This window comes from Acidovorax sp. 56 (assembly GCF_002749705.1).
Taxonomy (GTDB): domain Bacteria; phylum Pseudomonadota; class Gammaproteobacteria; order Burkholderiales; family Burkholderiaceae_C; genus Acidovorax.
This window is the reverse complement of sequence record NZ_PEEV01000001.1, coordinates 1557673-1570921: the sequence shown is the minus strand read 5'-3', so window position 1 is coordinate 1570921 and position 13249 is coordinate 1557673. Positions and strand designations below refer to the sequence as shown.

14 protein-coding genes are annotated in these 13249 nt (G+C 59.1%); 5 read left to right on the top strand and 9 right to left on the bottom strand.

Annotated elements, in window-relative coordinates; all coding sequences use genetic code 11:
- Nucleotides 1-123: 123 nt before the first annotated feature.
- From CLU88_RS06920 to plsY, 3 genes are all read left to right on the top strand, one after another.
- Nucleotides 124-1089: a LysR family transcriptional regulator gene (locus CLU88_RS06920; RefSeq protein WP_099658701.1), complete on the top strand. Its 966-nt coding sequence runs from the start codon at nucleotides 124-126 to the stop codon at nucleotides 1087-1089.
- Nucleotides 1090-1167: 78 nt separating this feature from the next.
- A complete protein-coding gene (ybaK, locus tag CLU88_RS06915; RefSeq protein WP_099655958.1) occupies nucleotides 1168-1659 on the top strand; it encodes a Cys-tRNA(Pro) deacylase in 492 nt (163 codons plus the stop codon).
- Nucleotides 1660-1772: 113 nt separating this feature from the next.
- Nucleotides 1773-2402: a glycerol-3-phosphate 1-O-acyltransferase PlsY gene (gene plsY, locus CLU88_RS06910; RefSeq protein ID WP_099655957.1), complete on the top strand. Its 630-nt coding sequence runs from the start codon at nucleotides 1773-1775 to the stop codon at nucleotides 2400-2402.
- Nucleotides 2403-2444: 42 nt separating this feature from the next.
- Here the strand turns inward: plsY and CLU88_RS06905 are convergent, their stop codons facing one another.
- Genes CLU88_RS06905 through CLU88_RS06895 form a run of 3 tightly spaced genes read right to left on the bottom strand, consistent with a single transcriptional unit; the run spans nucleotide 2445 to nucleotide 4626 of the window.
- A complete protein-coding gene (locus tag CLU88_RS06905; RefSeq protein ID WP_099655956.1) occupies nucleotides 2445-3473 on the bottom strand; it encodes an HD-GYP domain-containing protein in 1029 nt (342 codons plus the stop codon).
- 11 nt (nucleotides 3474-3484) lie between these two features.
- Nucleotides 3485-4132 (bottom strand): TIGR02281 family clan AA aspartic protease, encoded by a 648-nt coding sequence (locus CLU88_RS06900; RefSeq protein WP_099655955.1) that lies wholly within the window; start codon nucleotides 4130-4132, stop codon nucleotides 3485-3487.
- Nucleotides 4133-4140: 8 nt separating this feature from the next.
- Nucleotides 4141-4626 (bottom strand): YajQ family cyclic di-GMP-binding protein, encoded by a 486-nt coding sequence (locus tag CLU88_RS06895; RefSeq protein ID WP_099655954.1) that lies wholly within the window; start codon nucleotides 4624-4626, stop codon nucleotides 4141-4143.
- A gap of 72 nt (nucleotides 4627-4698) precedes the next feature.
- Here CLU88_RS06895 and murB point away from each other — a divergent pair, with 72 nt between their 5' ends.
- On the top strand, nucleotides 4699-5772 hold the full coding sequence (gene murB, locus CLU88_RS06890; RefSeq protein WP_099655953.1) for a UDP-N-acetylmuramate dehydrogenase: 1074 nt from the start codon (nucleotides 4699-4701) through the stop codon (nucleotides 5770-5772).
- Nucleotides 5773-5800: 28 nt separating this feature from the next.
- On the opposite strand, the gene CLU88_RS06885 is transcribed toward murB, so the two are convergent.
- From CLU88_RS06885 to CLU88_RS06860, 6 genes are all read right to left on the bottom strand, one after another.
- Nucleotides 5801-8107: an ATP-binding protein gene (locus tag CLU88_RS06885; protein WP_158235582.1), complete on the bottom strand. Its 2307-nt coding sequence runs from the start codon at nucleotides 8105-8107 to the stop codon at nucleotides 5801-5803.
- Nucleotides 8108-8187: 80 nt separating this feature from the next.
- Complete coding sequence (locus CLU88_RS06880) at nucleotides 8188-8700, bottom strand: hypothetical protein (RefSeq protein WP_233205391.1); 513 nt, start codon at nucleotides 8698-8700, stop codon at nucleotides 8188-8190.
- Between the two features lie 124 nt (nucleotides 8701-8824).
- Nucleotides 8825-10162 (bottom strand): argininosuccinate synthase, encoded by a 1338-nt coding sequence (gene argG / locus CLU88_RS06875; RefSeq protein ID WP_099655950.1) that lies wholly within the window; start codon nucleotides 10160-10162, stop codon nucleotides 8825-8827.
- Between the two features lie 27 nt (nucleotides 10163-10189).
- The gene (locus tag CLU88_RS06870) at nucleotides 10190-10507 is read right to left on the bottom strand and encodes a pyrimidine/purine nucleoside phosphorylase (protein WP_099655949.1); all 318 of its coding nucleotides are present in this window, start codon (nucleotides 10505-10507) and stop codon (nucleotides 10190-10192) included.
- A 146-nt stretch (nucleotides 10508-10653) separates the two neighbouring features.
- A complete protein-coding gene (locus CLU88_RS06865) occupies nucleotides 10654-11316 on the bottom strand; it encodes a glycine zipper 2TM domain-containing protein (RefSeq protein WP_099655948.1) in 663 nt (220 codons plus the stop codon).
- 172 nt (nucleotides 11317-11488) lie between these two features.
- Complete coding sequence (locus CLU88_RS06860; protein ID WP_099655947.1) at nucleotides 11489-11872, bottom strand: arsenate reductase; 384 nt, start codon at nucleotides 11870-11872, stop codon at nucleotides 11489-11491.
- Nucleotides 11873-11918: 46 nt separating this feature from the next.
- Here CLU88_RS06860 and folC point away from each other — a divergent pair, with 46 nt between their 5' ends.
- Entirely contained in the window at nucleotides 11919-13244 is a 1326-nt protein-coding gene (gene folC / locus CLU88_RS06855; protein WP_099658700.1) for a bifunctional tetrahydrofolate synthase/dihydrofolate synthase, read from the top strand.
- Nucleotides 13245-13249 lie beyond the last annotated feature (5 nt).

The window sequence follows — 13249 nt, the reverse complement described above, 5'->3', positions numbered from 1 at the left end:
AATTGGAGCCTTGAAACACGCAAGATGGGCGCCTGCTATTCGTTCTGATTCATAGAGAATAGGCAAAAAAGTGTTGCCTTTATTGCAACGCAATATGGCGCCGATTTTGGGCAAAGGATGGTCATGCAGTTCTCACTCTTCAGTTTGCCTTTGCGGTATTTCTTTGAGGTGGCGCGCACAGGCTCGGTCAACCAGGCGGCGCAGCGCTTGCATGTGGCAGCGTCGGCGGTGAGCCGCCAGTTGGCCAAGCTCGAAGACTCGGTGGGGGTGCCGCTGTTCGAGCGCCAGCCCCGTGGCATGGCCCTTACGGCCGCTGGTGCGCGGCTGCTGGCGCATGTCAATGCGCAAGAGGCGCAATCCCACGGGTTGGTGCAGCAGTTGCAGGATTTGGCCACCCAGCAGGCACAGCAGGTGCGCGTGGCGTGTACCGAGGGCTTTGCGGTGGGGTTCTTGCCCCGCGTGATGTCGGCTTTCCGGGCGCAGCACCCCTCGGTACAGATGCAGCTGCAGGTGGTGGTGCCGCAGGACGCCTCGGCCTTGCTGCTGCGGGGGGAGGTGGACCTGGCCCTCAAGTACAGCCTGGCGCCCGACAAAGGTCTGCAGGTGCTGCACTCGGCCGTGGCCCCGGTGTATGCCGTGGTGGTGCCGGGCCACCCGCTGGCCCGCCAGCGCAGCGTGCGCGTGGCCGATGTGGTGGCCTACCCGCTGCTCATGGGCGGTGCCAGCATCACCGGGCGACAGTTGTTTGATTTGAGTTGCACCGTGCAGGGATTGCGCTATGCGCCCGCCGTTGAGAGCAATTTCTCGTCGGCCTTGCTACCCCTGCTGGAGGGGCTGGACGTGGTGCTGGCGGGCTACCTGACAGCCGCCCATTGGGTGGAAGACGGGCGCCTGGTGGCCGTGCCGTTTGAGGAGGCCCAGTTGCAGCAGCGCCGCCTGCAGGTGCTGGCACCCGAGGGACGTGAGCCGTCGGCCTTGGTACGGGCGTTCACCGAGACTTTGGTGGCCGCCATTGGCGAATATGGAACGCGCAAGGTGGGGCGCCGTAAGAAGGCCGCTGTGGCCAAGGCCACAGCGAAGGCGGGGTGAGCCGGGACGCGCCCCTGTGCGGGGCGCCGTGCAGGGCAAGCAGGGTGGTTACCATTGGGCGTTACCTTGCGTTGCACTATGGCCAAGAGAGATCACGTTTCAGAAACCCCGGCGACCCAATTGCTCAAAGCCAACAAAGTGGCTTTTACCGAGCACCCTTATGAATACCTGGAGCATGGAGGTGCCCAGCACAGTGCGGCTGTGCTCGGGCTCGATCCGTTCACGGTGGTCAAGACCTTGATCATGCAGGACCAGGATGCGAAGCCGCTGGTGGTTTTGATGCACGGCAACCGCAAGGTGTCCACCAAGAATCTGGCACGCCAGATCGGAGCCAAGTCGGTGGAGCCCTGTGCCCCTGAGGTGGCCAACCGCCACAGCGGTTATCTGGTGGGCGGCACGTCACCTTTTGGGACGCGGCGCACCATGCCGGTTTACATCGAAGAGACGATCCTTGGCTTGCCCCGCATTGCCATCAACGGCGGGCGCCGGGGCTTTCTGGTCCAGATCGACCCGCAGGTGTGCGTGCAATTGCTGTCTGCCAAGACAGTGCAGTGCGCGCTGGCAGAATAGCCAGCCGCTTTTACCAGCCTTTTTTTGCCCACCGTTTTTGTAGCCGCTGTGTAGCGTTGCTTTTGCGCCCCTGCGGAGTTTGCCCGCATGGAGCGTCTACCCAAGGAGTTGTTTTGACCGCCGCGTACCCTTTGTTTGCCACCCTGGCTGCCTATTTGCTGGGCTCATTGTCTTTTGCCGTGATCGTGACCCGTGTGATGGGGTTGAGCGACCCGCGTACCTACGGCAGCAAAAACCCGGGCGCCACCAATGTGCTGCGCTCTGGCAGCAAGGTGGCCGCCATCGTGACCCTGCTGCTCGATGCGGTGAAGGGCTGGGTGCCCGTGGTGCTGGTGCGCTGGTTTGGCAAGCCCTATGGGCTGGAAGACGGCACGATCGCGCTGGTGGGTCTGGCCGCGTTTCTCGGCCATCTGTGGCCGGTGTTTTTCCGCTTTCAGGGCGGCAAGGGGGTGGCCACGGCGCTGGGGGTGTTGGTGGGCATTAGTGGCTGGCTGGGCTTGGCCACAGCGCTGACTTGGCTGCTGGTGGCGGTGGCCTTCCGCTATTCGTCCTTGGCCTCGTTGGTGGCGGCCATCCTGGCCCCCGTGCTGTACCTGTTGCTGGATGGCGTGGTCTGGTATGCAGAGCAAAGCATTACTGTGGCTATTGCTGCCATGGCTTTGCTGTTGGTGTGGCGGCACCGTGAGAACGTCTTGCGCCTGCTGGCCGGTAAAGAGTCGAAACTGGGCAAATCCAAGAAATAAGCTTTGCCCACCCCGTCTTGGGTGGGCACGCATGCCCGGGGCTCACTGCAATCCGAGTGTGGCGGGTGTGGTGACCAAGTGGTGGATACCGGTGTGGTGCTGGGCTGCATAGAGGCCCAGCCGCACCATGGTCTGGTGGTGCAGGTCGACGGTCACGGCGGAGCGCGCCAGCGCTGACTGAATACGGGGCTTGCCCAGTGCGGTGGAGTGCAAGATGGGCTGGGGTTTGTGGTGGCCTGCACGGTCCAGCAGGCTGGCGACCAGCGGGTGGTTGGCCTTGTCGCTGCGGCGCAGAACAATGGCGGTGTCGCCGTTGTCGAGCCGGACAAAAGTGCCTGGTGGGCACAGGCCGATGGCACGCACCAAGACGTAACTCACTTCATCGTGCTGTTCAACCTCCTGGCCCACAATGGCCCGGACGGAGTCGGTGGCACTGCGGCCAGCGCGTGATTTGCGGGGGCTGATCATGGCCGCGTAGCGGTCAATCGTCCCGAGGATGCGGGTCAGGCGGTCCTGCGGCGCCTGGGTGGCCAGTGGCACCCGATCGGCAATCGGCGCATGGTGCTGCCCCACCACATCCAGCCACAAGGGATCGTTGATGAAGACGCGTTCCAGCAGGGCCTGGCTGTCCAGCGGGTGGCTCTGGATGGCTTCTTTTTGCGGTGGCGTCGGCTTTTCGCGTTGCTCGGCCAGCTCGTCCTGCAAGACTGTCATGCCGATGTTCATGGTGAGCGCCGCGCGCACGAGGCTGTCGCGCTCGTTGGCAGGCAGCTTCAGCTCGCGGGCCATGATGTCGCACAGCGTAGCGCACACCAGTGCATGCGATGCGCTGTAGCCTGCGGTGGAGGTGGCCGCCAGTTGAAACATGAGGTACAGCGCTGCATCGTTGTCGTGCGCCACCAGGTCCTGCAGCCACAAATCCAGCTGCCGGATCTTTGCTGAAAAGTCCTGCACCAGCAGGGGCTTGGACAGCAGTAGCGAGAGCGCTGACTCCAGGTCAGACCAGAGGCTGAGCAGGTCTTCGTATTCACCGTCGTGGTGTGGTTTGCCTGAGGGCAGGGGGGCCGACATGGTGATGAGGCTCAGTTGCGCTTTTCCAGCACCATTTGGTCGTTGGTGCGGGTCATCTGAAATTGGCCCAGGAAGCTGTTGCCCAACAACACATAAGGCATGGGTTGGGGGGTGACCACGGCGTCAATGCCAAACACTTCTACATCGCCAATGCGTACCGAATCGAGTCGGATACGCCAGCCCTGCGCGACCCCATTGGCGGTGCTCAAGCGCATGGGCTGGCCTTGCAGGTATTTCAATCCCATGCGGTCAGCGTCTGTCTTGCCAATGGCAACCGACGATGCACCCGTGTCCACCACATACTGCATGTGCTGGCCGTTGATCTGACCAGTGTTGATGAAATGGCCCCGGCTGTCTGCGGCCAGCACAACACGCTTGCCGGCGGAGGCACTGCCCACGCTCACCGGCGCTTCGCCCAGGCGCAGCGAGCGCCGAGCGCCATCGATCTCCACCACGGCGTCTTCTTTGCCGACCGACAGCACTTTGACGCCTTGGTGGCTCTCGCCTGCGCCTACACCGCGTGGCGCGCCGCCATTGACCACCAGCAAGGCCTTGCCACCCAAAATGCCTGCCAGGGCGACCGCCGATTGAGCAGACGCCAGCGTGGGGCTCAGAAGAGCGAGCGCCAGGGAGAAGGCCAGTGCCGGTGTGTATTTCATCTGCGGTGTCAGTCGCGGAAATTGTCGAAGGACAGCGGGACGTCTGTGACGTCTTTGCGAATGAGTGCCATGGCCGCTTGCAGGTCATCGCGCTTGGCACCTGAGACGCGGACCTTGTCTTCCTGAATGGCGCCTTGCACCTTGAGCTTGCTGTCTTTGAGCAGTTTCTGGATCTTCTTGGCCAGTTCGCTCTCGATGCCGTTGCGTACCTTGATGACTTGCTTGACCTTGTCTCCGCCCATTTTTTGCACGTCGCCCTTGTCGAGGAAACGGACATCCACGCTGCGTTTGGTCAGCTTGTTGCGAAGAACGTCTTCGATCTGCGTGAGCTGAAATTCAGCGTCGCCGATCATGGTGATCTCTTTGTCTTTGATCTCAATGCTGGCGGAGGTCCCTTTGAAGTCAAAGCGTGTGGAGATCTCCTTGACGGTGTTTTCCACCGCATTTTTGACTTCTACGAGGTTGGCTTCACAAACGGTATCAAAGGAGGGCATAGCGGCTTTCACTGGCTTGGCAAAACAAAAGGGGCAGTCGCGCACGGTTGCCCCGGTGCGACAATCCTGGCAATGGTAGTCGAGAAAAACGTCCCTTTGCAGCCCTGGAACACCTTCGGTATTGCCGCTCGCGCGTTGTCGCTGGTGCGCATCCAGAGCGCGGCTGATTTGTTGCAAGTGCGCGCAGCGCCTGAGTTGTGTGATGCCCCCTTCTTTGTCCTTGGAGGCGGTAGCAACATCGTGCTGACGGGAGATGTCAAGCCGGTGGTGCTCAAGATGGAGATCAAGGGTTTTCGTCTGGTGCAAGAGACCCCAAAGGCCTGGATTGTCGAAGCGGGGGCGGGTGAGCTGTGGCACGACTGTGTGGCGTGGACGCTGCGCAATGGTTATCCAGGCCTTGAGAATATGGCGCTGATCCCAGGCACGGTAGGGGCCGCGCCAGTGCAAAACATTGGTGCGTATGGCGTGGAGCTGCAAGACCGCTTTGAGTCGCTGGACGCAGTGGATATGCGCACGGGTCAGTCCTTCACCTTGATGGCCGAGCAATGTGCGTTTGGGTATCGTGATTCTGTGTTCAAGCACGGTGCTTCCACCCCTGCTGTGCCAGGCGCAGATTTGCGCAACATGGGGCTGGCTGGGCGTGCGGTGATCACCCACGTGCGTTTTCGTTTGCCTCGCCCCTGGCAGCCCGTGCTGGGCTATCTGGACCTAGAGCGCCGCAGGGAGCAAGCGGGCGTGGATTGCCCCGATGCGTGGCAGATTTTTGAGTGGATCTGCGAGATTCGCCGGGCCAAGTTGCCTGACCCGGCTGTGGTGGGCAATGCCGGTAGCTTCTTCAAGAACCCGACGGTCACCCCAGAGCAATGCACAGACATCATCGCCAGAGAGCCCAAAATCGTGCACTACCCCATGCCAGACGGCAGCGTGAAATTGGCCGCTGGCTGGTTGATTGATGCCTGTGGCTGGCGTGGCAAATCGATTGGCAAAGCCGGTGTCTACGAGAAGCAGGCGCTGGTGCTGGTGAACCGAGGTACGGAGCAAGACAGCGTCACCGGTGGCGAAGTGATGATGCTGGCCAAGGCCATACAGACCAGCGTGTACGAGCGGTTTGGCATTCGACTGGAGCCTGAACCTGTTGTGGTTTGACCCAGACGCTTTCGCGTGTAGCCCGGCGTCAGGCGGGTGCTGGGGTCTTGTCGGTGGTGGCTGGTGGGTTGCGGTGGCGGTCGAGCACATTCTCTACATCGGTCAGCCCCATGCGCAGGCAAAGCGCATGGGTCATCTCCCAGGCCGCGAGCAACTGCGTCTGTGCCTCTCGAAGGCTTCTGCCGTTTTCCTCGTGTTTTTCCAATTCAAAGGCCAAGTCCGCCAGCTTCTGGAACCCCAGGTTGGCAGAGGCACCTTTGAACCCATGGGCGGCTGAGCGTAAGCTCTCAGGTTCTCCCTCTTGCAAGGCTTGCAACAACGCGTCGAGACTGCCTGATTCATCGCTGAAGTAGCCTTGCAGCAGAGATCGGTAACCTTGAACGTTCACGCCGATGCAGACCTCTCCCACCATGGGCATGTTGATATGTGCCGTGACATCCCCGGAGCGAAAGCGCCGGCGTGGGGCACGTTGGGCGGCGGGTTTTGGTGCCTCGGGCTCTGCGGATGCTATGGGGGCGCAGTGCGCTTCCTGAAGGTCCGCTACAGAGGATGTGGCAGGGGCGCTTTTCTCGTTGGCAGAGAACATGTCTGCAAGCAGGGACTGGATCGTGTCCACGCTCACGGGCTTGCTGATGAACGCATTCATGCCCACATCGCTGGCCCGCTGGCGGGTTTCTGCAAACACGTCTGCGGTCAAGGCAACGATGGGTACCTTGGTAAATTGAGACCACTGGCGAATTTGCTGGGTGGCCTGGAATCCATCCATGATCGGCATATGCAGATCCATCAGCACCAAGTCTGGCGGCTTTTTCTGAATCTCAAGACAGGCCTGTTCTCCGTTTTCTGCAAATCTTGGGTGGTGCCCCATGCTGATGAGCAGCGCTCCCATGTACTTTCGATTGACCATCTGGTCATCGGCTACCAGGATGTCCAGCCCCGTCAGCTCTGGTTGTAACGGTGCTGGCAGTTCGCTGGGCTGTGTGGCTGTATTGGGTGGGGCAGCCTCCTGCAAGGGGAGTGTGACGGTGAATGTGCTGCCATGGCCCTCCGCGCTCTGGACTGTGATGTCGCCCCCCATGCGCCGAGCCAGGTTGCGAGAAATTTCCAGCCCCAGGCCTGTTCCCCCGAAACGCCGGGATGTGCTTGCATCTCCTTGGGTGAACCGCTCGAATAAGCGGGCCAAGGTCGCTGCATCCATACCGATGCCCCGGTCAGCTACTTCCAGCTGAAACAGGTAAATACCTTCGGTGCCCGCTGTGGCTTGAGGGGCTCGTCCTATTTTCACCGTCACTGCGCCGCTGTCACTGAACTTGATGGCGTTGGTCACCAGGTTGAGAACAATCTGCTTGAGGCGGGTGCCGTCGGCTTCCACCCATGTGGGAAGGTCTGCCGCTGTGTGGATGGCAAAGCCCAGCCCTTTTTGGCTTGCCAGTGGGCGCATGAGTTGATCAATGCTGTCTACCAAGGGCTGCAGTGGGATGGCGATGGGGTGGATACCCATCTTGCCGGACTCCATGGCAGAGACGTCGAGAATGTCATTCAGCAGGGACAGCAGGTGATCTGCCGAGTTGCGGGCTGTGTAGACATATTCCCGCTGGCTGCCGTCCAGGCGCGTGCGCTCCAGCAGCGTCAACATGCCCAAAACGCCATTGAAGGGGGTGCGCAATTCATGGCTCATGTTGGCCAAAAACTGGCTTTTCCCTCGGTTGGCTTCTTCTGCTGCATTGTTCGCAGCCCGAAGGTTATCTGTCAGCGTCTGCAGGGCAATGCGTTCTTGCTCTTGCCTGGTCTGGCGCCACGCCAAGGCACCTGCAGCGAGTAGCAGAAGGACCAGCTGGGCAAAGATCAGAGCCATGATTTGCTGACCTTGGGTGAGCATGGTGGACTCTTGCTCTTCCAGTAGCCCTGCGATATGGCTCGTGGCCGCCATCGTCAATTCCTGCACATCCGGCCCCAGTTCATTGAGCTCGGCAAGCAGTGGGCGCAGCTCGTGCGGTTGAGGGCTATGACCGTTCTGTAGCAGCCGATCCACTTGCGTCACCAAAGCCTCAAGCCGGGGCATGACTTTGGTGTACTCCTCCCTCTCTTGCAAGGCCGTGGTACTTGGCGTGTCGTGCATCAGCTGAAAGCGACTGGCAAAAATATCGCTGCGCAGCCGCAACTCATCCAGGGCCAGGGGTGGTTTGCTCCGTGAAGCCAGCTCCATCGACTGCCGAAGGCGCAGAAACTCGCGTTCCAATTGGAACGTGAGTGCAGTGATCGAGTCGCTGCGCAAATCCCCACTTTTGCGAATGGCTTGCTGTTGCGTGAGCTGCAGCACAAGCAAAACAGCCATGGCTGCTGCCATCAATATGGTGCCCAGCGCAAGCCACAACAGGTAACGCTGGTTGGTGCGGCGAGCTGGCATCGATGGGATCAGTCGACTTTGATGGATTGCAGCTGCCAGGCAGAGCGGCCGTAGTATTTGGATGACTTCAGCTCTGGCTTGGAGTCAAACGGGTAGATGATGAACAGCGGCCCCTTGGTGCGAACAGAGATGGGCATGTCGTCGATGCGGTGGGCGATGATGACATCGAACAACGCCGCATCTTCAGCGGGGATGGTCGTTTTGTAGTCGTTCAAGGCCAAGGCTGTCAGCGTTTTTCCGCTGGACTTTACAGCTCCCAGTACATCGCGGAGGAGGGGGCCTGTGAACTTGGTGGGGTTTTTGTCCCAAGGCGTCTTGGTCACAAAAGTCTGCTGGGGCAGTTTTTGCAGCATGTCCAGGTCAAATACCGCTGTGTTCTCCCGGTTGGCATCGTCAATTTTTCCTGAAATGGTCAGAATGACTTCGCCGGAGGGAGGCTGTAGGGCCCAGACAGGCATCGCAATGAATGACGCCGCTGCAATTTTTATGAACCATCTAGACAGCAAAGAAATGGACTGCATGGCTGACCTCCAATGAGTGGAATGAAATGTGATCAATATTTTATGGCAAAAATGATTTAAATGATTATTTTGGGCAAAAAAACGCCCTCAAAATGAGGGCCGTTTTTTAGGTGCAATCACCGCGTTATTTTTGTCCCGAAGTCAGGGTCAGCAGATCGTTTTGTGAACCTGGCAGCAGCAGCCCTGCTCGAGAGTAAACGCCCAGCTTGTCGCGGGTGTCCGAAATGTCCAGATTGCGCATAGTCAACTGACCGATGCGGTCGAGTGGGGAGAACGGCGCATCTTCCACCTTTTCCATCGACAAACGTTCTGGAGCGTAGGTGAGGTTTGGGCTTTCGGTGTTGAGCAACGAATAGTCGTTGCCACGGCGCAGTTCCAGCGTCACCGTGCCGGTGACGGCGCGAGCCACCCAGCGCTGGGCTGTCTCACGCAGCATGATGGCTTGCGGGTCGAACCAGCGGCCTTGGTACAGCAGTCGGCCTAGCTTGAGGCCGTTCATGCGGTATTGCTCAATGGTGTCTTCGTTGTGAATGCCTGTGACCAGGCGCTCATAGGCAATGTGCAACAGTGCCAGGCCCGGGGCTTCGTAGATACCGCGACTCTTGGCTTCAATGATGCGGTTTTCGATCTGGTCACTCATGCCCAGGCCATGCCGTCCGCCGATGCGGTTGGCTTCCAGAATCAGATCGACAGGGTCGCTGAATTCCACACCGTTGAGAGCAACTGGCTGGCCTTCCTCAAAGCGCACCGAAACCTCTTCGCGCTTGACTTCGACTTCGTCTTTCCAGAAAGCAACCCCCATGATCGGGTTGACGATGCGGATGCCGCTGTTCAGGAACTCCAGATCCTTGGCTTCATGCGTGGCACCCAGCATGTTGCTGTCGGTGCTGTAGGCTTTTTCCGCGCTCATCTTGTAGCCAAAGCCAGCCTTGGTCATGAACGCGGACATTTCAGCACGACCGCCCAGTTCGTCGATGAACAGTTGGTCTAGCCAGGGCTTGTAGATTCTCAGAGACGGGTTGGTCAGCAGACCATAGCGATAGAAGCGCTCAATGTCATTGCCCTTGAAGGTGGAGCCATCTCCCCAAATGTTGACATCGTCTTCCTTCATGGCCGCCACCAGCATGGTGCCGGTGACGGCACGGCCCAAGGGGGTGGTGTTGAAGTAAGTCAGACCACCTGTGGAGATGTGGAACGCGCCAGCCTGGAGGGCTGCAATCCCCTCATGGGCCAATTGCAAGCGGCAATCGACCAAGCAGGCCTTTTCGGCGCCATATTCCATGGCTTTACGAGGAATAGCGTCGTAGTCCGGCTCATCGGGCTGTCCGAGGTTTGCGGTGTAGGCGTAAGGGACTGCGCCCTTAAGCTTCATCCAGTGCAGGGCCGCACTGGTATCGAGGCCGCCTGAAAAGGCGATGCCGACTTTTTGCCCTGTCGGCAGATTTTGAAGAATGGTGGCCATGTGCTGGGGGGGTTGCGGTTGCAGGATTTAGCCGAAGTGGCAGATGTAGTGGTACGACTCGGTGACGCGGATGTCAAACTTCGAGTTGCCAGGGATGCTGAATTTCTCGCCTGGATTGGATGGAATCCAAGTGTCCGTCCCGTCCAGCTTGTATTCGCAGGAGCCAGCGACGCATTCCATGATTTCTGGTGCGCCGGTATTGAACGTCAACGTGGCTGGCAGCACCACGCCCACCGATTTTTTGGTGCCATCTGCCAGGGTGATGCCGTGGCTCACGCACTTACCGTCAAAGTACACATTGGCCTGGGTGTTGACGGTCACACCGTCGATAGTTTGGGTGGTCATGGTCGTGTGTGCAAAAAGAATTCAACTTTTGATTTTAGGCCAGAGGGCCTATGGAGCGATTCGTTTCAGGTACCACCCAACTCAAACTCTCGTGAGGCCATGAAAAAAGAGCCCCTCAGGGCTCTTTGGTTTGTCCCAAATCGGAGTTATCTCCAATAAGGGTTGCCATGATGCGGCGGGTAGTAAGGGCGGCGGCCATCGATGTAGCCATACTCGATAACCGTGACGGGCGGCGTTACGTAGGCTGCTGGTGCGGGGTAGGTGGAAGTGACGACACCAGGCTGCACATAGGTGTTGCCTGATCCATATTGGCTGTAACCGCTGGGCTGTGTGGAATAGCTTTGACCGTTTTGCGGTTGCACACTCAAGGGAATCCAGGCACCGGGGTCATTTTGCGTACGGGTGGTGTACTGGCGGCCTGCGTACTCGTAGAGCACGTTGTAGCCCACAGTGCGGTTCTCGTAGTAGGTCTCAGTGGTGCAGCGCTGCACATTTTGGTATTGGGGTTGGCCGCTTCCCTCAATCTGGTTGCCAAGCACTGCGCCACCAATCACGCCCAATGCGGTGGCTGCCGTTCTGCCATGGCCCTTGCCGATGGCATTGCCTGCAGCCCCGCCTGCGATAGCGCCCATAACGGCACCCGCGCCCGTATTGCGTGAGCCGCTGTATACAGTCTCGTTGCCGCACACCTGTTGTGGTATGCCGACTTGCTGAACGATGGGGGTGGAAGAGAGGACGCGTCCCTGCTCTTGTGCGAACGCAGGGAGTGCGCAGATTACAAGTGCTGTAACGATGGCGGTTTTTTTCATGGGAAGCTCCTGTCTGTGAGCACATACAACGCACGATGCGCTCAAAAAGTTTAGTGCCGCCCCGTCGTTTTGAGGGCTAGAAATGTGAAGTTAGGTAAAAACCATGTGATTTTTCACATTTCACTACGCAATAGCCACCAGCCACGGCGCTTGCAAATGGCCGGGCCCCACTTCACTTGGCGCCGGGTTGAATGTGTTTCATCCAAGTCTCTGGCGAAAAACCGACTGTAAGTTGCGCCTCGGTTTCGCTACCCCATTCGACGATTGGGCGTTTGATCAGGCTGGTGTTTGCTTGCATCAGGGCCAGTGCATGCTCCAGTTGGCCAGCACTTTCCTGTTGGGTAGGAGTGAGTCCGCGCCAAGTGGTTCCCTTGCGGTTGAGTACCTTGTCCAGGCCAGCAGCGCTGCACCAAGTGGCAAGTCGCTCTGCGGATACCCCCTTCTTTTTGAAGTCGTGGAACTGGTGCTCAAGGCCATGGGTGGTCAGCCAAGCCCTGGCTTTTTTGACTGTGTCGCAGTTTGGAATGCCGTACAGGGTGATTTGAGGTTGTTTCATGGGTAAATCATGCCCCATGCACAGGCTGGGCGACAATTGGCTGCGTATGCACACCATTCCCCAAACACTGGAAGGCTGGCTCCGTCATTGCGAGCAGCTGCACCCCGTCGGTATCGATATGGGCCTGGAGCGCGTCCGTGAGGTTGCGCACCGGATGTCGTTGAAATTTGAGTGTCCTGTCATTACCGTGGCAGGCACCAATGGCAAGGGTTCCACCTGCGCCATGCTGGAGGCAGTTGCACTCCAGGCAGGCTACCGCACGGGGGTTTACACCTCACCCCACTTGGTTCATTTCCAGGAGCGGTGTCGTGTCCATGGGGAAATCGTGGGTGCCAATGATTTGCTGGCCCATTTTGAGGCGGTAGAAGCCGCTCGCACGATGGGCGGAAGTGAGATATCTCTCACCTACTTTGAATTCACGACCTTGGCGATTTTGCGGTTGATGAGCCATGCCCTGCTGGATGTTGCCATCCTGGAGGTAGGCCTGGGCGGGCGTCTGGATGCGACCAACATCATTGATGCCGACTGCGCCATCATCACCAGCATCGATATTGATCACATCGAGTACCTGGGGCCGGACAGGGAAACGATTGGTCGTGAAAAAGCCGGAATCATGCGCACCGGTCGCCCTGCCATCGTGAGTGACCCGATGGCTCCTCAGAGTGTGGTCGATCATGCGAGGGAGATTGGGGCTGATCTTTGGCGCGTCGGCCATGATTTCAACGTAGCCGGCGACAAGCAGCAATGGAGTTGGGCGGGAAGAGGGCGCCGGTATGCCGGGTTGGCCTACCCTGCCTTGAGAGGCGCCAATCAATTGGTCAATGCAGCGGGGGTGTTGGCTGCCTATGAGGCTCTCAGGGAGCGGCTTCCGGTGACTGCGCAAGCGGTGCGCAATGGCATGGCGATGGTTGATTTGCCGGGGCGTTTTCAAATTGTTCCTGGTCAGCCCACGTTGGTGTTGGATGTTGCTCACAATCCGCACTCTGTAGCGGCGCTCACGGCCAATTTGGATGCAATGGGTTACTTTCCTGTGACCCACGCGGTGTTTGGTGCCATGGCTGACAAAGACCTGGGTCCGATGCTGGCCAAAATTGGGCCATTGGTGGATCGCTGGTATTTCACAGGTCTTCCAACGCCCCGGGCATTGACGGGGGCGGAGCTGTTGCAAAAATGGAATGCCGTGCAGATGGTCGCGGGTGGTCGCAAGGATGTGTCATCTAGCGCGTTCGCGGATCCGCTGCATGCCCTGCAGGCCGCTGTCGATGCGGCAGACCCGGCTGATAGAATTGTGGTCTTTGGCTCGTTCTACACAGTGGGCGGGGTTCTTGTGAACGGAACTCCTCGCCTGAACGCCAAACATCTGGGCGCATAAGGTCC